21 protein-coding genes are annotated in these 24,316 nt (G+C 68.5%); 4 read left to right on the top strand and 17 right to left on the bottom strand.

What is annotated here, in order from left to right:
• Window positions 1-227 precede the first annotated feature (227 nt).
• The gene (locus tag DMH03_RS22385; protein ID WP_125793881.1) at window positions 228-1,013 is read right to left on the bottom strand and encodes an SDR family oxidoreductase; all 786 of its coding nucleotides are present in this window, start codon (window positions 1,011-1,013) and stop codon (window positions 228-230) included.
• Entirely contained in the window at window positions 1,010-1,762 is a 753-nt protein-coding gene (locus DMH03_RS22380) for an SDR family oxidoreductase (RefSeq protein WP_125793880.1), read from the bottom strand. Before DMH03_RS22380 ends, DMH03_RS22385 begins: the two co-directional genes overlap by 4 nt.
• A 122-nt stretch (window positions 1,763-1,884) precedes the next feature.
• Here DMH03_RS22380 and DMH03_RS22375 point away from each other — a divergent pair, with 122 nt between their 5' ends.
• The gene (locus DMH03_RS22375) at window positions 1,885-2,499 is read left to right on the top strand and encodes a TetR/AcrR family transcriptional regulator (protein ID WP_125793879.1); all 615 of its coding nucleotides are present in this window, start codon (window positions 1,885-1,887) and stop codon (window positions 2,497-2,499) included.
• A 159-nt stretch (window positions 2,500-2,658) separates the two neighbouring features.
• Entirely contained in the window at window positions 2,659-4,044 is a 1,386-nt protein-coding gene (locus DMH03_RS22370; RefSeq protein WP_125793878.1) for an MFS transporter, read from the top strand.
• Here DMH03_RS22370 and DMH03_RS22365 read toward each other — a convergent pair.
• A complete protein-coding gene (locus tag DMH03_RS22365) occupies window positions 4,003-4,962 on the bottom strand; it encodes a YafY family protein (protein ID WP_125793877.1) in 960 nt (319 codons plus the stop codon). The two genes, DMH03_RS22370 and DMH03_RS22365, sit on opposite strands and share 42 nt — an antisense overlap.
• A 208-nt stretch (window positions 4,963-5,170) precedes the next feature.
• On the opposite strand from DMH03_RS22365, the gene DMH03_RS22360 reads away from it, so the two are divergent.
• Window positions 5,171-5,635 (top strand): nucleoside deaminase, encoded by a 465-nt coding sequence (locus DMH03_RS22360; protein WP_125793876.1) that lies wholly within the window; start codon window positions 5,171-5,173, stop codon window positions 5,633-5,635.
• Here DMH03_RS22360 and DMH03_RS22355 read toward each other — a convergent pair.
• Window positions 5,632-6,891: a GGDEF domain-containing protein gene (locus tag DMH03_RS22355; protein ID WP_233611583.1), complete on the bottom strand. Its 1,260-nt coding sequence runs from the start codon at window positions 6,889-6,891 to the stop codon at window positions 5,632-5,634. The genes DMH03_RS22360 and DMH03_RS22355 overlap by 4 nt on opposite strands.
• Window positions 6,892-7,121: 230 nt before the next feature.
• Here DMH03_RS22355 and DMH03_RS22350 point away from each other — a divergent pair, with 230 nt between their 5' ends.
• Window positions 7,122-8,072 (top strand): chitinase, encoded by a 951-nt coding sequence (locus DMH03_RS22350; RefSeq protein ID WP_125793875.1) that lies wholly within the window; start codon window positions 7,122-7,124, stop codon window positions 8,070-8,072.
• Window positions 8,073-8,340: 268 nt separating this feature from the next.
• On the opposite strand, the gene DMH03_RS22345 is transcribed toward DMH03_RS22350, so the two are convergent.
• From DMH03_RS22345 to DMH03_RS22285, 13 genes are all read right to left on the bottom strand, one after another.
• Complete coding sequence (locus DMH03_RS22345) at window positions 8,341-9,879, bottom strand: ABC transporter substrate-binding protein (RefSeq protein WP_125793874.1); 1,539 nt, start codon at window positions 9,877-9,879, stop codon at window positions 8,341-8,343.
• A gap of 49 nt (window positions 9,880-9,928) precedes the next feature.
• Window positions 9,929-11,908 carry a CobW-like GTP-binding protein gene (locus DMH03_RS22340; protein ID WP_233611582.1) on the bottom strand — a complete coding sequence of 660 codons (1,980 nt, stop codon included), beginning with the start codon at window positions 11,906-11,908 and terminating at the stop codon, window positions 9,929-9,931.
• Between the two features lie 221 nt (window positions 11,909-12,129).
• The gene (locus DMH03_RS22335) at window positions 12,130-12,597 is read right to left on the bottom strand and encodes a hypothetical protein (RefSeq protein ID WP_125793872.1); all 468 of its coding nucleotides are present in this window, start codon (window positions 12,595-12,597) and stop codon (window positions 12,130-12,132) included.
• A gap of 286 nt (window positions 12,598-12,883) precedes the next feature.
• Entirely contained in the window at window positions 12,884-13,153 is a 270-nt protein-coding gene (locus tag DMH03_RS22330) for a hypothetical protein (RefSeq protein ID WP_125793871.1), read from the bottom strand.
• A gap of 87 nt (window positions 13,154-13,240) precedes the next feature.
• Window positions 13,241-13,873 carry a TetR/AcrR family transcriptional regulator gene (locus tag DMH03_RS22325; RefSeq protein WP_125793870.1) on the bottom strand — a complete coding sequence of 211 codons (633 nt, stop codon included), beginning with the start codon at window positions 13,871-13,873 and terminating at the stop codon, window positions 13,241-13,243.
• Window positions 13,870-14,721, bottom strand: coding sequence for an NAD(P)-dependent oxidoreductase (locus tag DMH03_RS22320; protein ID WP_125793869.1), 852 nt, complete (start codon window positions 14,719-14,721; stop codon window positions 13,870-13,872). Before DMH03_RS22320 ends, DMH03_RS22325 begins: the two co-directional genes overlap by 4 nt.
• Window positions 14,722-14,733: 12 nt before the next feature.
• Entirely contained in the window at window positions 14,734-15,900 is a 1,167-nt protein-coding gene (locus DMH03_RS22315) for an acyl-CoA dehydrogenase family protein (protein WP_125793868.1), read from the bottom strand.
• Window positions 15,897-17,849 (bottom strand): biotin carboxylase N-terminal domain-containing protein, encoded by a 1,953-nt coding sequence (locus tag DMH03_RS22310; protein ID WP_125793867.1) that lies wholly within the window; start codon window positions 17,847-17,849, stop codon window positions 15,897-15,899. Before DMH03_RS22310 ends, DMH03_RS22315 begins: the two co-directional genes overlap by 4 nt.
• 5 nt (window positions 17,850-17,854) lie before the next feature.
• Window positions 17,855-19,453, bottom strand: coding sequence for an acyl-CoA carboxylase subunit beta (locus DMH03_RS22305; protein ID WP_199748968.1), 1,599 nt, complete (start codon window positions 19,451-19,453; stop codon window positions 17,855-17,857).
• Window positions 19,450-20,598 (bottom strand): acyl-CoA dehydrogenase family protein, encoded by a 1,149-nt coding sequence (locus DMH03_RS22300; RefSeq protein ID WP_125793866.1) that lies wholly within the window; start codon window positions 20,596-20,598, stop codon window positions 19,450-19,452. The genes DMH03_RS22305 and DMH03_RS22300 overlap by 4 nt, the downstream gene beginning before the upstream one ends.
• The gene (locus tag DMH03_RS22295; RefSeq protein WP_125793865.1) at window positions 20,595-22,286 is read right to left on the bottom strand and encodes an acyclic terpene utilization AtuA family protein; all 1,692 of its coding nucleotides are present in this window, start codon (window positions 22,284-22,286) and stop codon (window positions 20,595-20,597) included. The genes DMH03_RS22300 and DMH03_RS22295 overlap by 4 nt, the downstream gene beginning before the upstream one ends.
• Complete coding sequence (locus DMH03_RS22290) at window positions 22,283-23,077, bottom strand: TIGR03084 family metal-binding protein (protein ID WP_125793864.1); 795 nt, start codon at window positions 23,075-23,077, stop codon at window positions 22,283-22,285. Before DMH03_RS22290 ends, DMH03_RS22295 begins: the two co-directional genes overlap by 4 nt.
• 371 nt (window positions 23,078-23,448) lie before the next feature.
• Entirely contained in the window at window positions 23,449-24,309 is an 861-nt protein-coding gene (locus DMH03_RS22285) for an NAD(P)-dependent oxidoreductase (RefSeq protein WP_125793863.1), read from the bottom strand.
• Window positions 24,310-24,316 lie beyond the last annotated feature (7 nt).

The raw sequence follows: 24,316 nt of genomic DNA, 5'->3' as shown, positions 1-24,316 counted from the left end.
CCCGGCTCCTGACTGTCCACAAAGGACATTTTACGACACTAATGTGCCCGTTTTAGGCGACTTGCGCGGTTTCGCGAGGGGGTCGTGAGTGATTTTGGTTGTTCTAACCCTCATTGCCACTCACGACCTCCCGCAGAAGCGTACATAGCGGCATCAATCGGACACTCAATCGTCCGACGGTGTCCCTTGTGGACACTGAATCCCCGCCGGTGTCCAGACGCCGCCGGTCATTCGCCGGTGACCTGCTCCACCTTGCGCTGCAGTTTGTTCATCCCGCCGAGCCAGCGGTCGGTCTGCGTGGCCCGCGCGGCGTAGTAGTCCGCGACCTCGGGATGCGGCAGCACCAGGAAGCGGTCGGCGGCGATGGCCTCGAACAACGCGTCCGCGACCTGCTCCGGCTGGATCGCCGAGGCGCCCATCAGCAGTTCGCCCGCGGGGCCGGTGTTCTCCAGCATCGCCGTCCGCACGCCCTGCGGGCAGATGGCCTGCACGGTGAGCCCGCGGTGCCGGTAGGTCGCGGACAGCCATTCGGCGAAGGCGAGCGCGCCGTGTTTGGTCACGGAGTAGGACGCCGAACCGAGGCTGGTCAGCAATCCCGCGGCCGACACCGTCGCGATGAAGTGCCCGCGGCCGCGTTCGAGCCACGGCGGCAGCAGCAGCCGCGCCGCACGCACGTGCGCCATGACGTTGACGTCCCAGATCCGCGCCCAGTCCTCCTCGGGCGCGTCCACGCCACCCATCGGCGCGATCCCGGCGTTGGCGCAGAACACGTCGATTTCGCCCAGGGTTTCGCGCGCGGTCTCGATCAGCGACGCGACACCCGCTTCGCTCGCGGCGTCACCGGCGACGGCGGTTCCGCCGATCTCCTTCGCGACTTCGGCCGCGGCGTCCCCGTTCAGGTCGCCGACGACGACTCTGGCCCCCTCGGCCGCGAACCGGCGGGCGAGGACCGCTCCGATGCCGCCGCCTCCACCGGTGACGACGACACCGGATCCGGTGAAGGAGGCGGTCACAGGCCACCCGCCAGTGTGACGCCGCCGTCGAGGACCACCGTCTGCCCGGTGATCCAGCCCGCCTCCTCCGAAAGCAGGAACGACACGGCGCTCGCGATGTCCGCCGGCACGCCGAGACGCTTCATCGGGTACGACTCCGCGACCTCTTCTTCGCGGCCTTCGTACAGCGCTGTCGCGAACTTGGTCTTGACCACGGCGGGCGCGACGGCGTTCACGCGGATCTTCGGGCCGAGCTCGAAGCCGAGTTCCTTGGTGAGCCGGATCAGCGCGGCCTTGCTGACGCCGTACATGCCGATCCCGGGCGACGCGCCGAGCCCGGCGACGGACGCGACGTTCACCACCGCGCCGCCGTGCTCCCCCATCCACGCGTCCCGCGCCCGGCGGGTCCACGAAAGCGGCGCGAGCACGTTGACGGCGAAGATCTTCGCGGCGGCCTCGGGGTCGATGTCCAGGGTGGGGCCGAACACGGGGTTGATGCCGGTGTTGTTCACCAGCATGTCCAGCCGTCCGAAGGTCTCGATGGTCTTGGCGACGGCCTCGTCCTGGTGCGCGGTGTCGTCGGCCTTGCCGGGAACGGCGATGGCGACCGCCTCACCGCCCAGTTCGGCCACCGCCTCGGCCAGCGGCTCCGGTTTGCGCGCGGTGATGCACACCTTCGCGCCGCGCTCGACCAGGTCCTTGGCGATCCCGAGGCCGATACCCCGGCTGGCGCCGGTGACGATCGCGACGCGATCCTTGAACGAGTTCACTCTTCGATCTCCTCTGTGTTCACTGGCGACGCAATCACTAAGCGAGCGCTCACTTACAATGGGAAGGTCCGGAGACGGTGTCAAGCCCGCCATCCGGAACGAGCGTCTGGGAGGATCTGCGGATGACCATGTCGCTGTCGGCCGAACTGTGGCCCGACGTCCAGCCGGAGACGGCACGGCGGCTGATGCTGGCCGGGGTCGAATCCTTCGCGCGGCGTGGCTATCACGCGACGACCACCCGGGACATCGCCTCGGCGGCGGGGATGAGCCCCGCCGCGCTGTACGTGCACTTCCCGTCCAAGGCAGCGCTGCTGTTCGCGATCTCGAAGTACGGCCACGAGCAGACACTCTCGCTGGTCGAGAGCGTCGTCGCACGGGAGACCGACCCGGTCGAGCGGATCCGGCTGCTGGTCGAGGACTTCGTGGCCTGGCACGCGCGCAGGCACACCGTCGCCCGCGTGGTGCAGTACGAACTGCACGCGCTGCCGGACGAGGAGTTCGAGATCGTCGCGAAACTGCGCCGCCGCATCGAGCAGATCGTGCGCGAGGTCATCACCGAAGGCGCGCGGGCGGGCGTGTTCACCGTCGGCGACCCCCACACCGCCGCCAGGGCCGTGCTCTCGCTCGGCGTCGACGTCTCACGCTGGTACAGCGAACGAGCCCGCCAGACCCCCAAGAAGCTTGGCCAGGAGTACAGCGAGTTGGTGCTGCGCATGCTCGGCACGAAACTCTCCTGACCAGTACTGATCGGCCTTCGTCGGCGATACCGCCACCAGAGTGACATACCAACTGGTCGGTATCTAGAATTACCCGTTGAGACGTTGACCACATACTAAGCGGTTGTTAACTTGCCCGGACTGCATCGCCGCAGCAGCGCCGAGCGAAGGGCAATCCAGATGGCCGACAGCGCACAGAACGCCCCTGAAACCGCCCCCGAACCGACGATCACCGTGTCCCAGCGCCGGAGGGCCGCCACCGCCGCGGCCCTCGCTTCGTCGGTCGAGTGGTACGACTATTTCGTCTTCGGGATCGCCGCCGCCCTGGTCTTCGGGAAGACCTTCTTCCCCACCACCAACCCGGCGGCCGGCGTCCTCGCCTCGTTCGCGACGTTCGCGGTCGGCTTCCTCGCCCGGCCGCTGGGCGGGATCATCGCGGGCAGCCTCGGCGACAAACGCGGCCGGAAACCCGTGCTGGTGCTGGCGATCGCGTTGATGGGCGCGGCGACCACGCTGATCGGCCTGCTGCCGACCTACGACACCATCGGCATCGCCGCGCCGATCCTCCTGGTGCTGCTGCGGCTCGTGCAGGGGGTCGCCGTCGGCGCCCAGTGGGGTGGCGCGATGCTGCTCGCCACCGAGTACGCGCCGCCCGGCAAACGCGGTCTCTACGGCAGTCTCGTCCAGCTCGGCGTCCCGATCGGGGTGGTGCTGGCGAACACGGTGTTCCTGATCGCCGCGCAGGTCGCGCCGCCGTCGGACTTCCTCACCTGGGCTTGGCGGATCCCGTTCCTGGTCGGCATCCTCGTGCTCGGGCTGGCCTGGTACATGCACGTCAAGATCGACGAAACGCCGGAATACCGCCGTGCGGAAGCGAAACTCACCGCCGAAGAACGCGGCCGGGCCAAGTCGCCGCTGCGTGACGTCCTGCGCGACCACAAGGGGACGGTGCTGCTGGCCGGCGGTTCGTTCATGGTCAACACCGCCACCTTCTACATCCTGCTCAACGGCGTCCTCGACTACGCCACCCGTCATCTGGGGATGTCGCGGACCACCGTGCTCGTCGCGACGCTGCTGATCAGCACGCTACAGCTGGCGATCATCCCGCTTTCGGCGAAACTGTCCGACCGGATCGGGAGGCTCAAGATCTACACCTTCGGCGCGGCGGGGGTCGCGATCTGGGCGATCCCGATGTTCCTGCTGATCGACACGGCCTCGCTGCCGCTGTTCGTGGTCGCCTCGTTCGTCGGGTCGCTGTTCCTCGGCATCATGTACGGCCCGCAGGCGGCGTTGTTCGCCGAACTGTTCACCGCGGAGATGCGCTACACCGGCGCCTCGCTCGGCTACCAGATCAGCGCGGTCGTCGGCGGCGGGCTCGCGCCGTTCATCATGGTGCTGCTGCTCGAATCCACCGGGACGTCGATGTCGGTTTCGCTCTACATCATCGTGCTGGCACTGATCTCGCTCGGCTCGATCGGCCTGCTGGCCAAACGCGCCAAGCGAGCCGAACAGTCCACTTCGGACTCACACGACCGCGCGCGCGAAACGGTCGGCGACCAGCCTTAGCTTCTCCTTGACCTCGTCGGGCGCCTCTTCCACGACGAAGTCGACGTCCCAGTGGGCGAGGTAGTACGGCATCACGGAAAGGTCGTTGGAGCCGACCCGGACCCGGCAGGTGTGCTCGTCGATGGCCTCGATCGCGCCGACGGTCGGTGCCACGTATTCGGCGAGCGCGTCCGCCGGGGCGTTCACCCGCAACACCATCTGATGCGGATACGGCGACGACGAGATCCCGCGGGAGACGTAGGCCGCGAGGTCCTCGGCGGGCGGTTCCCTCGGCGTGAACCGGAAACTGGTGTCCGGGACGCCGTCGATGCGGTCGACGCGGAAGGTCCGCCAGTCGTCACGGTCGAGGTCGAACGCGACCAGGTACCACCGGCGCCCGGTGTGCACCAGGCGCAGGGGCTCGATGCGGCGCTCGCTGACGTCGCCCTTGTGGCTGCGGTAACCGAATCGGAGCTGCTGATGGTCGCGGCACGCGGACGCGATCACCGTCAGCGCCGCCGCGTCGATGACCGGGACGACGCCGCCGATCGGGATCATCGCCGTGTTCAGCGCGGTCACCCGGTGCCGGAGCCGGGCGGGCAGCACCTGCTCCAGTTTCGCGAGCGCGCGCACCGACGTCTCCTCGATGCCCGAAACCGTCCCGTTCGCGGCCGTGCGGAGCCCGACGGCGACCGCGACGGCCTCGTCGTCGTCCAGCAGCAGCGGCGGCAGCGCGGCCCCCGCGCCGAGCCGGTAGCCGCCCGCGACACCGGGGGTGGCGTGCACCGGGTAGCCCAGTTCCCGCAGCCGCTCGACGTCGCGCCGGACCGTGCGGACGTCCACCTGCAGGCGGTCGGCCAGGTCGGCGCCCGGCCAGTCGCGCCGCGCCTGCAGCAGGGAGAGCAGCCTCAGCAGCCGCGCCGACGTGCCCGTGGTCATCGGTTCGCTCGCTTCATGGGAGGAGTGTGGCAGACATCGAGGACAGTTCCGGTCCGCATTGGGCTCGCGAGTGGTAAGGCAAAGGTGTCGGGGTGGCCGTGTCGCGAAAGCCACTTTCGGGACCTCAGGCGTCGCGAAAGTGGCTTTCGCAACCTCCCACCTTTGCCTTACCCCTCGAGAACCGTCCTCACCGCTCACGAGCCGTAAGGTGAACCTCGTGATCGATCCCGCGCACCTGCTGTCCGTCGCCCGTGAAGAGGCCGAACTCGGCAAGGCCGAGGGCGGGGTCCCGATCGGCGCCGCGCTCTTCGACACCGCCGGTGTCCTGCTCGGCCGCGGCCACAACCGCCGGGTCCAGGACGGCGACCCGTCGATGCACGCCGAGACCTCCGCGTTCCGGAACGCGGGCAGGCGGGCGCACTACCGGGACACGATCATGGTCACCACTCTCTCCCCCTGCTGGTACTGCAGCGGGCTGGTGCGCCAGTTCGGCATCGGCCGCGTGATCATCGGCGAGGCGGCCACGTTCGAGGGCGGGCACGGCTGGCTCGAGGAGAACGGCGTCGAGATCACCCTGCTCGACGACCCGGCGTGCACCGCGCTGATGACCGAGTTCATCCGGGATCACCCGGAGCTGTGGTTCGAGGACATCGGCGGCCCGGCCGAAGATTAGTTTTCGGCCTCGAAGACGACGGTCCGGTTGCGTCCGGCCCCCTTCGCGGCGCGCAGTGCCTGATCCGCCGCGCCGACGAGCCGGTCGAGCGTCTCGCCGGCGGCCGCTTGTGACGACACCCCGATCGAGACGGTCGCCCCGGCGAACGTCCCACCCAGTGAGACGAAGGTCGAGGAGATCCGCAGCCGGATGCGTTCGGCGATCGCGTGCGCGTCGAATCGGCTCGTGCCGGGCAGCAGGACGACGAACTCTTCGCCGCCGAACCGGCCGACGAGATCCGCCGCCCGCACCTCCGCGCGCAGAGTGTCCGCCACGGCACGGAGAACGTCGTCCCCCACATGTCTGCCGTGCTGGTCGTTGAGCCGGGCGAAGTGGTCGAGATCGAGCATCAGCAGCGAAAGATCGGCGCCACGGCCGCGAAGAAGCTCGAACTGGGTGCGGGCACCGTCCAACCAGGACGACGCGGTGAGCAGTCCGGTGCCGGAGTCCGTCCCCGCATGGCCGCGCAGGGCACGCATCGTCCCCGCCCGGTGAAGTACCACGAGTGCGCCCGCGAGTACCACGGTGACGAACGGCCAGTCCGCCGCCGACCACGCGAGCAGCAAACCGAACGCGACCATCGCCGCGTCGAAGGCGAATCCCGAAGGTTCCGCCCCGAATTCGGCCGCCGGGGCGGCCAAGGCGGCGTCGACGGACAGGAACACCAGGCCGGTCGCGAAAACCAGCGCGAAACTTTCGAAATCCCTTGCCGCGTCGAGGAATGGCGGCGCACCCAGCAGGACAGGGATGATCGACGCACCGAGCGCCGAAAGCATGGTGGCGGAAGCCGCGAACACCTGGCGGTGCGGGATACCGCGCCGGATCCGGCACCAGCGGTATGCCGCCGAGGCGACGACGAGTACCGCTGCCAGCGCCGGCGGCAGCAGCAACGCGCCCGCGAAGATCCAAGCCGCGTCCAGTCCGGCACCGAGCCGGGTGTCGGCGCGGGACCGCTCGACGGGACGCGAAAGCTCCGAGCTGAGGATCATTCCCGCCAGCAGAGCGGAAAACGGGAGCAAGGACGACGGCGCGGGCGGCCGTAACGCGAAGAGGTACGCGGTGGCGGCGAAAGCGGCGGCGTCGACGAGGAGCAGATATCCGATCAGGCCACGCCTGGGTACTTCCCACAGGCTCCAGGACCCCAGTATTCGGCGCGGCGCCGCGAGCCGGTCTCTCCGGCCGCGGCTTCCGGTCGCCATCAGGGAGTCCCCCACCATTTCGGCAAACTAGCCGGTAATCGCGGTGGTGTCGATCCGCTTTCCGGGTCAAGACCCCCCTACTAAGGTCGGTCGTTTCCCCCGGGAATTCCGGTGAATTCTTGACAGTCCTCATTGGTCCAGTCCACTGTGAGTGAGCACACAGTTACCTCCCGGTTGATCCGCCGCGTCAAGACGGAGGTGCTCCACACCTGCGCGCCCTCGCCGCGCGCGTACCAGTTGGAGGACCGATGAAATCCCTACGACGCTGGGCGACCTTGGCCACCACCGTCGGCACCGCGCTCGCCACGGCCGTCGGCCTCGCCCCTGTCGCCTCGGCGGCCCCGGACGCGGTGCTCGCTTCGCCCTATCTGTACCAATGGTCGGGACAGACGGATCCGATCGCCGCGATGAACGCCACCGGGGTCAAGGCGTTCACCCTCGCGTTCATCCTCTCCGACGGCGGCTGCAACCCGAAATGGGACGGCAGCCGTTCACTCACCGGTGCCGACGCCACGATGATCGCCAACATCCGGGCGAAGGGCGGCGACGTCATCCCGTCGTTCGGCGGCTGGTCCGGCACGAAACTCGGCCCGAAATGCGGCACCCCCGCGGCACTCGCCGGCGCCTACCAGAAGGTCATCGACGCCTACAAACTCAAGGCGATCGACCTCGACGTCGAAAACACCGACGAATTCGAGAACTACACGGTCCAGGACCGGATCCTGAACGCCGTCAAGATCACGAAGCAGAAGAACCCCGGCCTGCGCGTGGTCATCACCATCCCGACCGAGGTCGGCGGCCCCAACGCACACGGGAAGCGGCTGATCAACCGGTCGAAGGCACTCGGCGCGGGGGTCGACGCGTGGTCGGTCATGCCGTTCGACTTCTCCAGCGGCGGTGACATGGCAGGCAAGACCCGCAGTGCCGTGGACGGATTGAAGAACGTCGTGAAGTCCACCTTCGGCCTGAGCGACGACGCGGCCTACCGGCGCAGCGGGCTTTCGTCGATGAACGGGAAGACCGACGTGGCGGGTGAAACCGTCAGCGTCGCCGACTTCCGGGCCATCCGCGACTACGCGGCGAGCAAACATCTCGCCCGGCTGTCGTTCTGGGCGGTGAACCGCGACTGCGACAACTGCGCGGGAATCGCGCAGGGCAAGTACGACTACACCAAGATCGTGGCGGGTTACACCGGCTGACTTCCGTTCCCCACCGGTGTCAGTCCGTGAAGGCCTCCTTCCCTGCTCTCGAGGTCAGGGTCCCGGCAAAGTCGCCTAACCGCTGTTCGGTTCAGGGTCGTGAGCTACTCAAGGCATGCGTCAAGCCCCTGAGTGCCCACAAGGGACACCTTCGAGCGGTGAAGTGTCTGAATGATGGCTAGATGTGCGGTTCTCGATGGGGGTCGTGAGTGGTAAGTGTCGTTAGAACGATCATTACCACTCACGACCCCTTCACGACCTTCGCCCTTCAGCGACCGCAGTCCGCCTTCGTGTTCAACGGCCGCCCGCGCGACCACACGAGGTCGACCGGATGCACCGAACCGTCCGGGTCGATGGACAGGATCGGCAACGCCTTGTCGAGCTGGTTCCCGGTCGCCTGGTCGAAGGCGACGAATCCGGTAGCGCCGGGCACCGGGGAGTTGCAGTCGATGGCGCGCAACACATCCGCCACCGAAACGGGATCCGCCGACACGTTCTGCACCGCCGCTTCGACCGCCGCGGCGACGGCGTCGTGTTCGATCATCGCGGCGCCGTCCCACAGTTCCGCCTTGGGAAATCCGTGGGTTCCGGTGAATTCGGCGACGAAGTTGTCGTAGTTCTTCTTGTACGCCGGATGCGCCGGATCGGCGGTGAACATATCCCACTGGTCGGGATAGGCGAGTGCCGTGTAGCGAAGACGGACACTGATGTCCCCGTTCAACGGCAGGGGGTTCCCGGCGAGTGTGCTCGCGTCGTCCCCGGTCATCACGGTCACCGTGTCCAGCCCTTCGCAGGCGCCGTCGCCCGCCAGCGCCGGCACGAGGGCGCCGACATCGAGCCCACGGCCGGCGAAGTAGATCAGATCGGGCCTCGCGCCGCAGATGTCGTTGTGCCACTTACTGAACAGACCTCGCAGATAGCCCTCACGCGAAATGTCGGTGAACGGCTTGACGTCGTAGGTCTTCGTGAAGATGACCGGGATCTTCGACGAGTTCTGGAACGCCTCGGCGAGCGTGGTCGCGTAGGTGTCCTCCTTGCTCACTCCCTGGATCATCATCACGCGCTTGAAACCGTGCGCGGCGATGTATCCGGCCGCGGCGCGGGCCTCGTCGGTGTTCGTGGGGCCCACCCGGAAGAAGTTGTCGATCCGCACGCCCTTCGGATCGGTGTTCATGTTGTCCGCGGTGGGGGTCGCGCCGATCGTGGCGATGCCGTGCCGGGACAGCTCGGCCACCAGCGCCCGGCTGTTCTCCGAACTGTTGCCGACAGCGGTGACCGCCACGATGCGCTGGGCCGCGGCCGCCGCGACGATCTCTTCGGCGGCGACACGCCAGTGGTCGGCGTTGCTCCCGTAGTTGGCCAGCAGGAGCTTGATCCCCGGGGGCCCGTTCTTCGGCCAGGCGGCGGTGATCGCGCCCTGGACCTCCCGCTGGATGAACGGGAACGGCTGGCTGTCGACCTTCGGATCGGGCGTGAGGTTCTCCAGCATCACGATGGTCTTGAAGTTGTCGCCCGCCTTCTCGTTGCGGCTCTTGATGAGCTTTTCGAGTGGGTCGAGCGGGTCGTCGTCCCGCACCGGGCCGGAGTCGAGGTTCAGCCCGACGCAGACGTACGACGAGCCGACCGAATCCTTGTCCGCGTCCACCGCCCGCAGCCCCGGACCGCAGGACTCCCAGGGTCTGATCCCCAGCAGCACGGCACTCACCAGCAGGGCCACGACCGCGATCAGCAGCACCCGATGGCGGCGCCCCCAGCCCCGTGGCCGCACCGGCGGCCCCGTCACCGCGCGTTCACGGGCCTCGGACATACGTGTTCTCAACGAATCGAGCCAGGACATCACAGAGTTCCGTTCAGGTTCAGGGGAATTCGCCGCGCCGCGCGGCTTCCTTGGCCGACACGAGCGCGCCGACGTCCGGCTGGTGCGAGGTGGTGGCCAGCGCTGCGAAGGCGTTCGCGATCACCTGGTGCTGGCCCTGCCCGCGGACCGCGAAGGGGTCGGCGGTCAGCCAGCCCGCCGCGATGAGCCGGGCGACGTTGTTCCGGATGTCGGACCGGTCGTCCGGGCATCGCGCGTTGTCCAGTTTGACGAGTTCTTCGTACAGCTCCGCGTGATCCCGCCCGGGTGGCAGATCGTCGGGCGCGTTGAGGACCAGTTCGAGCTTCGCGACCCATTCCGCGTGCGGGATCCGGTTGAACTCCCGCTCGAAGAAGGTGACCACCTCGCCGATGTCGCCCAGCGCGAGGTTGCAATAGGCCAGGCGCACCGGATCCTGTGCGGTGTCCGGGTCGTCGCGCAGGGCCTTGAACTGATCCGTGTAGGTCGGCCCGTCCCCGCGCCTGGCCAGTGCGGACACCAGGTTCGCGGCGATCCACGGATGCAGCGCCGCTTGGTCGTCCGTCGTACCGGGCGAGTTCCTCGCCGTCACCCACAACGAGGTGCGCAGCTCGGTCAGGATCCGCCCGACGTGCGGCTGGTCGATCCGGCTCTGCGCGGCGTCCGGGATCAGCCAGGGCGCGGTCGCGAACGGGGCCGCGGTCACGAAGTCGTCGAGGTCGACGTCGTCGAGATGCTCGGTCAGGCCGAGTTCGGCCAGCCTGCGGTAGCAAGGATCCTGCTCACCGCGGGGATCGGTGGTGAGCAGGCCGCGGTCGCCTTCTCGCACGTCGCTCTCCCGCAACCGCGTCGCGAGCTGCTCGACCGCCGACGGCAGCCCGCCGGTCGCTCGGTGCGCGAGCGTGACCTTCGGGGTCAGCGCGCCGGAATCGAGGACGCGCGCGATCCGCCCGATCGGCTGAGGCGAGATCCGGACCGGGTAGTACGCCGAATCGAGCGCGCCGTGGGCGGGGTTCGCCCAGTCGTCGTAGGAGGCCTCTTCGCAGTCCACCATCGGCCGGACGGCGGACGGCGCGCCGGAGGCGGGTTTCCACGGCGCCAGCCAGGCGGTGCCCCAATCGTCGTGCCACCGCCCGCTGGTGGCGATGACCAGCAGCGCGTCGTGGGCCTCCCGGTCGTTCGGATGCTGGACGGCGTGCCGTTCCCGTGCGGTGATCAGATGGGCGAGGAACTCGGTCCCGCCGGCGTGGTCGACGTCGTCGAGTACCACCACCCAGTTGTGCCAGTGCCTGCGCTGCTGCGTGATGTCGCAGGCGCAAGGGCTCTTCTCCTCCGGTCTCGCCATCCGCGGATGGTTCTCCCGGACGTCGCCGAGGAACGCCGCCATCAGCCATTCGGTGACGGCCTTGGCGTCACGGGCGGTACCGTGCGCGAGCCGGTTGAGTTCGAGCAGCGCGTCGAACGGGGATCTCCCTTCGGCGTTGGGGAAGTCGGCCAGCGACCGCAGCGCCTTGCCGAGCCGCGGCCGGATGTTCCGGACCAGATGCGGGAACGTCTGGCGGAACAGATCCGCATACGGCGGTTCGACGAGGCCGGTCGCCTTCGCCGCCTCGGTCAGCGTGGCGAGCGCCTTGTCCAGCGCCGGTGTCCAGATGATTCCATGGAAACTGTTGATCAACGATTTCAGCTGCACCAGATCTTCGTCACGATTTCGCCCGGAAAGCTCCGCTTGAACCGCGATCAGCGCGATGGTGAAACGAACGAACTGCGGTTTCGGCCGATTCCGCCATTTACTCGACAACGAGTAGGCCAGTTTCGTGAGCACGTCGATCGTGCCCGCCCTGCCGCCGTGCCCGAAATCGAATCCGGCGTGCACGACACCCCAGCCCAGATCCTGACGGATCGCTTCCAGTGCCGTGGTCTTACCCGAACCGACCGGCCCGAGCAGCAGCGTCACCGGCTGCTGACGGGACGGATTCCCGACCTCACGATTGATCAGCATTCTCCGGGCGAGCTGCACCGCGGGAGAATGTCGCCCCACACTCATTTTTCCTGTTCAGCCCCTCGCTCTGCTCCGGAATAAATGGAGAGTGCGAACCATCGTAGATACCGGGCCGAAGCCCGCACACGGGAAAAGGGGCACCAGACACGAAAGGACGAGAGCCGGAGCGAATCGTGATTCTTGTTCGACGGTGAGCGACGCCGCCGGTCACCCGAACGGCGCTATTTGCCCCACTGCGGCCAGCGGCCGCCACCCGGATATCCGCCGTGGTACCAGTCGTCATACCACTCGTGGTGACCGGCGCGCGGATCCGGCCGTTCCTCACGGACCGGGGTGGGCGTCGGTGACGGCGTCTCCGAGCCGTGCATCGACGCCGTCATGGGTGGCGGGGGCGCGACACTGCCGCCCGAAGGCCCCGACGGGGTGGTCGGAGAAGCCGTGTCATCCGGGGCATCGACAGCCTGCGGGGCGATGATCAGCGACGGCGGCGGGAGCGGCGTCCCCGGGACGACCTCGACCGGGTCGGCCGGAGTGAGCAGGAAGACCAGCACACCGCCGACGACGACTCCGCCCGCCGAAAGCGCCGAAATCCGCCGGATCTTCCCGTTGCCGGGAGCGGCGGTGTCCGGAGCACGGTGTCGGGGCCCGCGCGGTCCCCGGCGACGGGGCGACGCACCGGCTTTCCGCATCAACTCGCTCAGTGTCTGTTGGTGAACCCGCGTCCGCGATCGACGTCGGCAGGGCACGACCTGGTCTTTCAGCTCGCGAAGGGCGGTAAAGGTGCCCTGCCACCGCGTCGGCCGTGGCGGGCTCAGGGCGTCCCCACTGGCATCGCGACGAGCCATGCGTGCCATCGGCACCTCCCAACCCGGTCCGTCGATCGCGCGACGGCCTCATCCCGGGGTGGATCCTAGGAACGCGGGAGGCGGTTGTAAACGATCGTCGTCCACTGCGGACGGACGATGCGGTGAAAGGTCAGGCAGCCGCGGTGACCGCGATCGCGGCCTCGCCCGCCTCGGCCAGCTCGGCGGGCACGCGGCCGGTGACCGCGGAGAGGCCGGTGGACTCGGCGGGGCGGATGTAGCCACCGTGAGCCAGCGCGTGCGCGGTCATCTGATCGCAACAGGCGAACCCGTCGATGAAAAGATCCGGCTCGCAGCTGCACGACATCTGGGCACGGCGCGCCGCGACCGCTCGCAGCATCGCCATGGCTCGATGGGACAGTTCGACCTCTGAACCGGACACCGGTTTGTACCTCTCTCGATCAGCCACCTGAATCAGCAGCACTTACACGGTGTTATCGGTCGCTGCTCCATCAGTGTTAACAACATCTCAGACGTTGTCGTTGACTTTTCGGTTCCGTGAGATCTTCGCGGACGCCAGGGTGGGCTCCAGTACCCGCGCCCACTGCGCCACGATCTGCTTGCGCCGCTTGGTGTCATCGGTCAGCAGGTTCGCCAGGCCCAGGCCGCGGGCAAGATCGAGAGTGGCCTGGACCAGCTCGCGAACGCCCTGGTGGGACTCGTCGACGCCGAGCAGTTCGACGGTCACCCGGTGCGCCTCCCTGCCGACCCGGGCCTCCAGCGGCACCAGGGTCGCGCGCAGCGACTCGTCGGTCGACGCCGCCACCCACAGATGAAGCGCGGCACGGAACATCGGCCCGCTGTAGAGGTTGAGCACCATGTCGACGGCCCGCTCGATCCGCGAGCGCCCCGACGGCAGTTCCGCCGCGCGGGCACGCAGTTCCACGATCTGGATCTCGCCGACGCGCTCGACCGCGGCCGCGACCAGATCCTCCCTGGTCGGGAAGTGATGCTGGGCGGCACCGCGCGAGACCCCGGCGCGTTCGGCGATCAGCGCGACGGTGGTCCCGTTCCAGCCGAGCTCCCCGATCGTCTCGACGGCGGCTTCGACCAGCCGCCGCCGGGTCGTGCGGCTTCGCTCCTGCTGTGGTTCGCGGATCATGGCCCTGATTCTGGGGTATGTGCTTCGACCCAGAAATCGAGTTGCAGGTCTTCTTCGCGCTCACCGATGCGGTACTTCGAGAAGTCCGTGACCCCTTCGGCGGCGAGCACCTCGTCGTCGATGTAGAAGTGCCCGGACGCCTCGCGGGCCGGTTTGGTGAGGATCGCGTGCGCCGCGTCCGCCATGATCTCCGGCGTCCGCGACTTCGCCGCGAGTTCGGCGCCGACGACGTTGCGGATCGCCGCGGTGTCGATGGTGGTCCGCGGCCACAGCGAGTTCGCCGCGATCCCGAACTGCCGCAGTTCCGCGGCGAGCCCGACGGTCACCAGGCTCATCGAGTACTTCGCGATGCTGTACGCGAGATGCCCGGTCTGGAACCACTTCTCGTCGAGGCTGATCGGCGGCGACAGCGTCAGGATATGCGCGTTCTCCGACAGTTTCAGGTACGGGATGGCGAGTTTCGACAGCAGGAACGAACCGCGCGCGTTGACGTCCTGCATCAGGTCGTAACGCTTCATGCTGATCGCTTCGGTCGGCGTCAGGTCGATCGCGCTGGCGTTGTTGAGGACGATGTCGATACCGCCGAACTGCTCCGCGGTCCGCGCCACCGCGGCCTCGACCGACGTGTCGTCGCGGACGTCGCCGACGATCGGCAGCGCCTGCCCGCCGGCGTCCTCGATCGCCTTGGCCGCGGTGTAGAGCGTCCCCGGCAGTTTGGGATGCGGCTCGGCGGTCTTGGCCAGCAGCGCAATGTTCGCGCCGTCGCGGGCGGCGCGAACCGCGATGGCCTCGCCGATCCCCCGGCTGCCACCGGAAATGATGATCGTCTTGCCGTGGAGCGTGCTCATGATTCGCGCCTCTCAGTAGGAGCGGGGCAGGCCGAGGCTGTGCTGGCCGACGAAGTTGAGCACCATCTCGCGGCTCACCGGCGCGATCCGGCCCAGCCGGACGGCCGTGACCAGCGTGCCCAGCCCGTACTCGCTGGCGAGGCCGTTGCCGCCGTGGGTCTGCACGGCCTGGTCGACCGCGCGGATGGCGACCTCGGCGGCGGCGTACTTGGGCATGTTCGCCGACTCGCCCGAGCCGAAATCGTCGCCGGAGTCGTACAGCGACGCCGCCTTCTGCGTCATCAGCTTGGCCAGTTCCAGCTCGATCTTGATCTCGGCCAGCGGATGCGCGAGACCCTGGTGGGTGCCGATCGGCGCGCCCCACACCTTGCGCTCGTTGGCGTAGGAGACGGCCTTGCCCAGCGCGTAGCGGGCGATGCCGAGCGAGAACGACGCGCCCATGATGCGTTCGGGGTTGAGCCCGGCGAACAGCTGCGCGATCGCCGCGTCCTCCTCGCCGACGAGCGCGTCGGCGGGCAGGTGGACGTCGTCGAGGAACAGGCCGAACTGCTTCTCCGGCGAGATGATGTCCATCTCGATCTGCTTGTACTCGAAGCCGGGAGCGTCGGTCGGGACGGTGAACAGCGCGGGCTTGAGCTTGCCGGTCTTCGCGTCCTCCATGCGGCCGACGACCAGGACGGCGTCCGCCTCGTCGACACCGGAGATGAAGACCTTCCGTCCACTGAGGACCCAGCCGTCGCCGTCGCGTTTCGCGGTGGTGGTGATCTTGTGCGAGTTCGACCCGGCGTCCGGTTCGGTGATCGCGAAGACCATCCGCCCGCTGCCGTCGGCGATCCCGGGCAGCCAGCGCTTCTTCTGTTCCTCGGTGCCGAACCGCGAGATGACCGTGCCGCAGATCGCCGGCGAGACGACCATGAGCAGCAGCGGGCAGCCCGCCGCGGCGAGTTCTTCGAGCACCGCGGCGAGATCCGCGATGCCCGCTCCCCCGCCGCCGTACTCCTCGGGCAGGTTCACGCCGAGGTAGCCGAGCCGTCCGGCCTCGGCCCACAGCTCGTCGGTCTTGAGCCCGGCACGGGCCTGTTTCGCGTAGTACTCGTGCCCGTACTTCTTGCCGAGTTCGGCGACGGCGGCCCGCAGCGCGACGCGCTCCTCGGGCTCGGTGAAGTTCATCGCGTTCATTCGTTGTCTCCTACCACCGCGAGGATCGTGCCCACTTCGACCTGTTGTCCGACCACCACCGGGAGTTCCGTCACGACGCCGTCGGCCGGCGCCGCGATCCGGTGTTCCATCTTCATCGCTTCGAGCCACAGCAACGGATCGCCGGTCTTGACGGTGTCGCCCGCTTCGACCGCGAGCCGGACGACCGTGCCCGGCATCGGCGCCACCAGCGATCCGGCGGCGAGCGCCGCGTCGGGATCGGTGTACCTCGGCACCACAGCCAGCTCGACCGCGCCTTCCGGCGAATCGACGTACACCGTGCCGCCGTACCGGGCGACGGCGAACTTCCGCCGCACCCCGGACACTTCCAGGACCACACCGTCGCTCTCGGCGGAAACCAGTTCGACGCCTTCGAAACCGTCGGCACGCAGACCGTCACGGCCGAGGGTGTAGACGACCTCGATCTCGTCTTCGCCGGTGCGGAAACGTTTGCGCTGTCCCTGGGAGTGGACGTTGCGCCAGCCGCTCGGCAGCCGCTCCTGCACTCGCGCTTGCGAGCGGTTCGCGGCCGCACCCGCCAAGGCGGCGGCCAGCGCCGAAATCCGTACGGTGTCCACAGTGGCCAGTGGACGGGCCAGGGTTTCGAGTCCGTGCCGGTCGAAGAACGCCGTGTCGGTCTCGCCGGCGAGGAAGGCCTCGTGGCGCAGGACGTTCACCAGCAGGTCGCGGTTGGTCACCACGCCGTGGATCTCCGCTCCGGCCAAGGCGCCTGCCAGTGCCCGCGCCGCGCTCCGGCGATCCGGGGCGTAGGCGATGACCTTGGCGAGCATCGGGTCGTAGTGCACGCCGACGGTCTGGCCGCTGACGAAACCGGAATCCAGCCGGACACCCGGCCCGACTTCGAATTCCCGTTGCGCGGCGGGCACTGCGAAGCGGTGCAAGGTGCCGCTCTGCGGCTGCCAGCCCGCGGCCGGATCTTCGGCGTAAAGCCGGACCTCGATCGCGTGGCCCCGCGTCTCCGGTTCCTCGATCGGGAGGTGCTCGCCCTCGGCGATCCGCAGTTGCAACGAGACGAGGTCGAGTCCGGTCGTGGCCTCGGTGACCGGATGCTCCACCTGGAGCCGGGTGTTCATCTCCAGGAAGTAGAACCGCCCGTCCGGTCCGGCGAGGAACTCGACCGTCCCGGCGCCGACGTAGTCGATCGCCTGCGCGGCCTTGCGGGCGGCGTCGAACAGCGCCTCTCGCATGGTTTCGTCGACGAACGGCGACGGCGCCTCTTCGACGACCTTCTGGTGGCGGCGCTGGATCGAGCACTCCCGCTCCCCCACCGCCCACACCGTGCCGTGCGTGTCGGCGAGCACCTGCACCTCGATGTGACGGCCGGTCTCCAGGTACCGCTCGCAGAACACGGTCGGGTCGCCGAACGCCGAGGCGGCCTCCGCACTCGCGCCTTCGACGGCTTCGGCGAGTTCGCCGAGCGAGCGCACGACGCGCATGCCACGTCCGCCACCCCCGGCGGAAGCCTTGACCAGCAAGGGAAGATCGGCCTCGGTGACCTCGGCCGGATCCAATTCGGACAGGATCGGGACACCGGCGTCGGCCATCATCCGCTTGGACTCGACCTTGGAGCCCATGCTCTCGATGGCTTCCGGTGGCGGCCCGACCCAGGTGAGCCCGGCGTCGATCACGGCGCGGGCGAACGCGGCGTTCTCGGACAGGAAGCCGTAGCCGGGGTGGATCGCGTCGGCGCCGGTCTCGACGGCCGCCTTGATCAGGAGTTCGGCCCGCAGGTAGGTATCGGAGGGCGCGTTGCCCGGCAAGCGGACGGCGACGTCCGCCTCGGCGGTGTGCGGCGCGTCGGCGTCCGCGTCGGAGAACACCGCGACGGTGCCGATTCCGGCGTCGCGACAGGTGCGGAACACGCGGCGGGCGATCTCGCCGCGGTTGGCGACCAGCAATTTCTCGATCATGCCGCTCACATCCTGAAGACGCCGAAGCCTTCGGCGCCCTTCACTGGTCCATTGTGGATCACGGACAGGCTGAGCCCGAGCACCGTGCGGGTGTCGCGGGGATCGATGATCCCGTCGTCGTAGAGCATCCCGGAGAGGAACATCGGCATCGACTCCGCTTCGATCTGCCCCTCCACCATGGCGCGCATGGCGGCGTCGTGTTCCTCGTTGTAGTCCTGGCCTCGCGACGCGGCGGCGGCGCGGGCCACGATGGACAGCACGCCCGCCAGCTGCTGCGGCCCCATGACCGCGGATTTCGCGCTGGGCCAAGCGAAAAGGAACCGGGGATCGTAGGCCCGGCCGCACATGCCGTAATGCCCGGCGCCGTACGAGGCACCCATGAGCACCGACAGATGCGGCACCTTGGAGTTCGACACGGCGTTGATCATCATCGCGCCGTGTTTGATGATGCCGCTCTGCTCGTATTCCTTGCCGACCATGTAGCCGGTGGTGTTGTGCAGGAAGACCAGCGGCGTGTCGATCTGGTTGGCCAGCTGGATGAACTGCGCGGCCTTCTGCGACTCCTCGCCGAAGAGCACGCCTTGCGCGTTGGCGAGGATGCCGACCGGGTAGCCGTGGATGCTCGCCCAGCCGGTGGCGAGGCTGCTGCCGTACAAGGGTTTGAACTCGTCGAAGTCCGAACCGTCGGCGACCCTGGCGATCACCTCGCGCGGGTCGAACGGCACCTTGAGGTCGGTGGGCACGATGCCGAGCAGGTCCTCGGCGGAGTACAGCGGCTCGGCGTAATCCGGCTTCGGCGTCGGCCCCTGTTTGGACCAGTTGAGCCGTTTGACGATGCTGCGGCCGAGCCGGATCGCGTCCTCTTCGTCCGCCGCGAGGTAGTCGGCCAGACCGGAGGTACGGGCGTGCATCTCGGCGCCGCCGAGCGATTCGTCGTCGGACTCCTCACCGGTGGCCATCTTGACCAGCGGCGGCCCGCCGAGGAACACCTTCGCCCGTTCCTTGACCATCACGACGTAGTCCGACATGCCGGGCAGGTACGCGCCGCCGGCGGTCGAGTTGCCGAACACCAGGGCGATCGTGGGCACCTTCGCCGCCGACGAACGCGTGATGTCGCGGAAGATCCGTCCGCCGGGGATGAAGATCTCTTTCTGCGTCGGCAGATCCGCGCCGCCGGACTCGACGAGGTTGATCACCGGCAGGCGGTTCTGCGCGGCGATGTCCGCGGCGCGGTAGCTCTTCTTGGCCGTCCACGGGTTGCTCGCCCCGCCTTTGACCGTCGGGTCGCTCGCCGAGATCATGCACTCGACGCCTTCGACGACGCCGATCCCGGTGATCACGCTGGCGCCGACCTGGTAGTCCGAACCCCAGGCCGCCAGCGGCGACAGCTCCAGGAACGGCGAGTCCTCGTCGAGGAGAAGCTCGATCCGTTCGCGGGCCAGCAGTTTGCCGCGTTTGCGGTGGCGGGCGACGTACTTCTCTCCGCCGCCCGCGATCGCCTTGGCGTGCTCGCCGTCGATCTCGGCCAGCTTGCCGAGCATAGACTCGCGGTTGGTGGCGAACTCCTCGCTCCGCGTGTCCACAGTGGACCGTATCGTGCTCATGCGGTGTATCCCAATCGCTTCGCGGCCAAGCCGGTGAGGATCTCGTTGGTCCCGCCGCCGATACCGAGGATGCGCACGTCACGGTAGTGACGCTCCACTTCGGACTCTCGCATGTAGCCGAGTCCGCCGTGCAGCTGCACGGCCTCGTTGACCACCCATTCGGCGGTCTCGACGGCGGTGTTCTTCGCGAAACAGGCTTCGGCGATGACCTCTTCGCCCGCGACGTGCCGCTGGGCGACCTGCCGGGTGTAGGTGCGGGCGACGTCGATCTTGCGCGCCATCTCGGTGAGCTTGTGCTGCACCAGCTGACGGGAGATCAGCGAGCGGCCGAAGGTCTCGCGCAGGCGGCACCAGTCCAGCGTCAGGTCGAGCGCTCGCTGCGCGTGCGCGTAGCCCTGCACCGCCAGCGAGACCCGCTCGGTGACGAACTGGGTGGCGACCTGCGCGAAACCGCTGTTCTCGGCGCCGATCAGGTTCTCCGCGGGCACGCGGACGTCCACATAGGACAACTCGGCGGTGTCCGAGCAGAGCCAGCCCATCTTCTCCAGCTTGCGGGAGACGGTGAAACCCGGCGTACCGCGCTCGACCACGATGAGCGAGAGCCCATGGGCGCCTGCCTCACCGGTGCGGACCACGGTGGTCACGAAGTCGGCGCGGCAACCCGAGGTGATGAAGGTCTTGGCCCCGTTGATGACGTACTCGTCGCCTTCGCGCACCGCGGTGGTGCGGATCCCGGCGACGTCGGAGCCGCCGTCGGGTTCGGTGACCGCGAGCGAGCCGATCTTGTTGCCTTCCAGTGCCGGCCGGACCCAGCGTTCGATCTGCACCGGATCGCCTGCCGCCGCGATATGCGGGACGGCGATGCCGCAGGTGAACAGCGAGGCGAACAGGCCGCCGGAACCGCCCGCGTAGTGCAGTTCCTCGGCGATGACCACCGCGTCGAGGTAGTCACCGCCACCGCCACCGGCCTCTTCGGGGAAGCCGACGCCGAGCAGCCCGAGTTCCCCGGCCTTGCGGTGCAGGTCGCGGGGCAGTTCGCCCTCGCGCTCCCAGCCTTCGAGGTGGGGCAGGATCTCGGTTTCGGCGAACCGCCGCACGGTCTTGCGCAGTTCGGCGCGTTCCGGCGTGGCGAAGGGGTCGGTCACAGGAGGGCCTCCGGGATGTCGATCTCGCGGGAGCGCAGCCATTCCCCGAGTGCCTTCGCCTGCGGGTCGAACCGCGCCTGCGACGCGACACCCTCGCCGAGGATGCCTTCGACGACGAAGTTGATCGCCCGCAGGTTCGGGAGCAGATGCCGCCGGACCTCGAGGTCCGCGGTCTCCGGGAGCAGCAGTTTGAACTCGGTGACGGTGAGCCGGTGCGCGAGCCAGCGCCACGCCTCGTCGGAGCGCGCCCAGACACCGACGTTCGCGTTGCCGCCCTTGTCGCCGCTGCGGGCGCCGATCACCCTGCCCAGCGGTGTCCGGCGGACCTGTGCCTGGGTGAAGGGCGCGGGCGACCGGATTTCGTCCACTTCGGACAGAGGCAGTGTTTCGGCGGCGGGTGCGATGTCGCGGCGCGTCCCGTCCGGCAGGACGGCGACGTGCGGCACCTCGTGCGCGTCGACGTACGCGGGCCGGTACACGCCGTAGGGCGAGGCGGCCGCGGGCGGCGCGGTGACGTGGAAGCCGGGGTAGCTCGCCAGCGCGAGTTCGATCGCCGCACCGCTGAACGCGCGCCCGGCGACCTCCGGATCGGCGTCCTTCACCGCGACGTGCAGCAGAGCACTCGCCTGCTGCTCGGTTTCGGCGTCGGAACGGTCGGTGCGGGCAAGGGTCCACTGGACGTCCGCCGGCGGCCTGGCCTTGAGCGCGCCTTCGAGTTGTTCCTTGACCAGCGCGGCTTTCGCCTCGATGTCGAGTCCGGTCAGGACGAACGTCGTCTCGTTGCGGAAACCACCGAGCCCGTTCAGGCAGACCTTGAGTGTCGGAGGCGGCGGCTCACCCGTGACGCCGCTGATCCGGACGCGGTCCGGGCCGTCCTCGGTGAGCGACAGCGTGTCGAACCGCGCCGTGACGTCGGGCCCGGCGTAGCGGGCGCCGGTGATCTCGTAGAGCAGTTGCGCGGTAACGGTTCCGGCGTTCACCACGCCGCCCGTGCCGGGATGTTTGGTGATCACGCTGGAGCCGTCGGCGGAGATCTCGGCGATCGGGAACCCCGGGACGCCGATCTCGTGCTCGGTGAAGAAGGCGTAGTTGCCACCGGTGGCCTGCGTACCGCATTCGATCACGTGCCCTGCCGCGACCGCGCCCGCCAACGCGTCGTAGTCGTCGCGCGCCCAGCCGAAGTGCGCGGCAGCCGGGCCGACGATCACCGACGCGTCGGTGACACGTCCGGTCACCACGATGTCGGCGCCCGCGTTCAGGCATTCCGCGATCCCCCAGGCACCGAGATACGCGTTGGCGGTCAGGGTCTTGCCGAAGCCGAGTTCTTCCGCCCGCTGGACGAGGTCGTCGCCCTCGACGTGCGCGATGGCGACGTCGACGCCGAGTTTCGCGGCCAGTTCACGAAGCGCGTCCGCGAGACCGGCGGGGTTGAGCCCACCGGCGTTCGCCACGATCTTGACGCCCTTTTCCTTCGCCAGCGCGAGATTCTGCTCCATCTGGCGCAGAAAGGTCTTGGCGTACCCGCGATTCGGGTCCTTCATCCGGTCGCGGCCGAGGATCAGCATGGTCAACTCGGCAAGGTAGTCGCCGGTCAGCACATCGAGCGGGCCGCCGGTGAGCATCTCGTGGACGGCGGAGAACCGGTCGCCGTAGAACCCGGACGCGTTGCCGATCCTGATCGGGGTCATGCGAACTGCCCCGGTTTCCGTCCGGCGCCGGGAGGCCCGGCGAAGGCCTGCGCGATCCCGAGCCATTCCTCGACGTCCTTGCCCGTGGCGACCAGGTCGGTGTCGGCGGGATGACGCCGCTGGGTGATGACGAGGCAGAAGTCGACCGCGCTCCCGGTGAGCCGCTGCTCGGCGTCCTCGGGGCCGAACGCCCAGGTGGTGCCGTCGGGCGCGGTCAGCTCGACGCGGAATTCCGCGGCGGGAGGGGAGAGCGAGTTGAGTTTGTAGGCGAAGTCGCGGGTGCGGGTCCCGAACCGGGCGATATGCCAGATCCTGGCCGTGTTCTCCCGCTCCAGGCCGAGCGCGTCGAAGATGTCCTGGCCGTGCGCCCAGGTCTCCATGAGCCGCGCGGTCACCATGGACGCGGCGCTCATCGGCGGGCCGTACCAGGGGATCTTCTGCCCATCGGGCACCGCGGCGAGCGCTTCGGGGAGCAGCGCGCGGCCGGCGCGCCACTCGGCCAGCAGCTCACGAGGCGGCGTCTTCGCGCCCTCCGCTGCGCCATCGTCGACGTAGGACTCGCCCGTCGCGAGCAGCCCTTCGATCTCGGCCTGCCACTCGGCCTCGGAACCGCGCGCCGCGATCAGCGCCTTCTTGTCCGTCCAGGCCAGATGAGCGATCTGATGGGCGATCGTCCAGCCTTCGGCCGGGGTCCGCCGCGCCCAGTCCGACGCGGGCAGGTCCGCCACCACGTCGTCGATGGCCTGCGATTCCGCCGCGAGATCCCCAAGGATCACGCCCAGGTCAGCCATGCCCGCCTCCTCGCGTCTTCTTCAGGCTGGCACCCGGCGCCGGAAAAATCAAGCACGCCTGATTGTTTTGTGGAGACATGAAGGACCCCTTCCTGTACCTAGGCGCAAGGAAGGGGTCCTTCATGTACTTCGGCGGCCGTTTGTGACTGGTGGTGCTGCTGGGGCGCAAGTGGCGGCCTGGTCCGTGAAGGCCTCCTTGAGGGACTCTGGGTCCCTCAAGGAGGCCTTCACGGACCACCGGGCCGGGGAATTGGCGTCACAGGTGTCCCACGGTCACCAGGAACCACATCGGCGGGTAGTGAGGGCCTCCTTCCCTACCCTGAAGGTAGGGAAGGAGGCCCTCACGGACAGGCGAGCCCCCAGCCGCCGTCTTAGTTACCCGCTCGTTCGAATTCCCGGATCAGCACCGGGTACTGCTCTCCCCCGTGCCCGGCGGCGATCGCGCGGTCGGCCATCGCCTTGAACAGCTTCGGCAGTTCGGCGTTCACCCCCAGCGCTTCGCATTCCTCGACCAGGTGCGTCATCGTCCGCGCGTCGGTCTCCAAGGCGGCGACCTCGGCCGGGAAGGAGTCCTTGTCGACCTGTTCGGCGTATCCGGGCAGCCAATCGGCCACCCCGGCGGCGATCTGCCGCGCGAACGGCGCGAACGTCGCGGCGTCGACACCGGCGGTCTTGAGCATCGCCGTGCCCTGAAGCCACGCGTTCAGGACGCTCCACATCATGGTCAGCCCGGCGACGTCGTACAGGGACGCCAGCCCGGGATCCTCGCCGAGATGGCTGATCGTGCCGAGCGCGCCGAGATCGAAGTCCGGCCGCGGCCCGCTGAGCAGGATCATCGCCTCGGCGGTCCCGATCGTCGACGGGATGGCCATGATCGCGCCATCCAGGTAGCGGGCGCCTCGTTTTTCGGCCCAGACGGAGGTTTCCCGTGATTGGGCGGAACTGCCCGAGGACAGGTTGACCAGGGTCGCACCCTCCAGCCCGGCGTCGCCGAGCAGGTCACGCACAGCGGAGTAGTCGGTAAGACACAAGATCGTCACGCCGCCCGCATCGAGCGCTTCGCCGATCGTGGGCGCGAGCCGCGCCCCTTCGGCGACCAAGGAGCCGGCTTTGGCGGCAGTCCGGTTCCACACGGTCGTGGGATGCCCGGCCTTCAGGAACGCGCGGGCGAGCGCGGTGCCCATGAGACCGAGGCCGACGACCGATACCGGGGTGTTCGCGTTGTCAGTCATGGCACGA

Origin of the sequence: Amycolatopsis sp. WAC 01376, from assembly GCF_003947415.1 — a bacterium.
GTDB lineage: Bacteria > Actinomycetota > Actinomycetes > Mycobacteriales > Pseudonocardiaceae > Amycolatopsis.
The sequence above is the reverse complement of the archived record's forward strand: the minus strand, read 5'-3'. Positions and strand labels throughout refer to the sequence as shown.

Coding starts and splice junctions, on each gene's coding strand:
- DMH03_RS22375 (WP_125793879.1), top strand. CDS start 1,885: ATGACCATGTCGCTGTCGGCCGAACTGTGGCCCGACGTCCAGCCGGAG.
- DMH03_RS22370 (WP_125793878.1), top strand. CDS start 2,659: ATGGCCGACAGCGCACAGAACGCCCCTGAAACCGCCCCCGAACCGACG.
- DMH03_RS22365 (WP_125793877.1), bottom strand. CDS start 4,962: ATGACCACGGGCACGTCGGCGCGGCTGCTGAGGCTGCTCTCCCTGCTG.
- DMH03_RS22355 (WP_233611583.1), bottom strand. CDS start 6,891: ATGGTGGGGGACTCCCTGATGGCGACCGGAAGCCGCGGCCGGAGAGAC.
- DMH03_RS22350 (WP_125793875.1), top strand. CDS start 7,122: ATGAAATCCCTACGACGCTGGGCGACCTTGGCCACCACCGTCGGCACC.
- DMH03_RS22345 (WP_125793874.1), bottom strand. CDS start 9,879: ATGTCCGAGGCCCGTGAACGCGCGGTGACGGGGCCGCCGGTGCGGCCA.
- DMH03_RS22340 (WP_233611582.1), bottom strand. CDS start 11,908: ATGCTGATCAATCGTGAGGTCGGGAATCCGTCCCGTCAGCAGCCGGTG.
- DMH03_RS22335 (WP_125793872.1), bottom strand. CDS start 12,597: ATGCGGAAAGCCGGTGCGTCGCCCCGTCGCCGGGGACCGCGCGGGCCC.
- DMH03_RS22325 (WP_125793870.1), bottom strand. CDS start 13,873: ATGATCCGCGAACCACAGCAGGAGCGAAGCCGCACGACCCGGCGGCGG.
- DMH03_RS22320 (WP_125793869.1), bottom strand. CDS start 14,721: ATGAGCACGCTCCACGGCAAGACGATCATCATTTCCGGTGGCAGCCGG.
- DMH03_RS22315 (WP_125793868.1), bottom strand. CDS start 15,900: ATGAACGCGATGAACTTCACCGAGCCCGAGGAGCGCGTCGCGCTGCGG.
- DMH03_RS22310 (WP_125793867.1), bottom strand. CDS start 17,849: ATGATCGAGAAATTGCTGGTCGCCAACCGCGGCGAGATCGCCCGCCGC.
- DMH03_RS22305 (WP_199748968.1), bottom strand. CDS start 19,453: ATGAGCACGATACGGTCCACTGTGGACACGCGGAGCGAGGAGTTCGCC.
- DMH03_RS22295 (WP_125793865.1), bottom strand. CDS start 22,286: ATGACCCCGATCAGGATCGGCAACGCGTCCGGGTTCTACGGCGACCGG.
- DMH03_RS22290 (WP_125793864.1), bottom strand. CDS start 23,077: ATGGCTGACCTGGGCGTGATCCTTGGGGATCTCGCGGCGGAATCGCAG.
- DMH03_RS22285 (WP_125793863.1), bottom strand. CDS start 24,309: ATGACTGACAACGCGAACACCCCGGTATCGGTCGTCGGCCTCGGTCTC.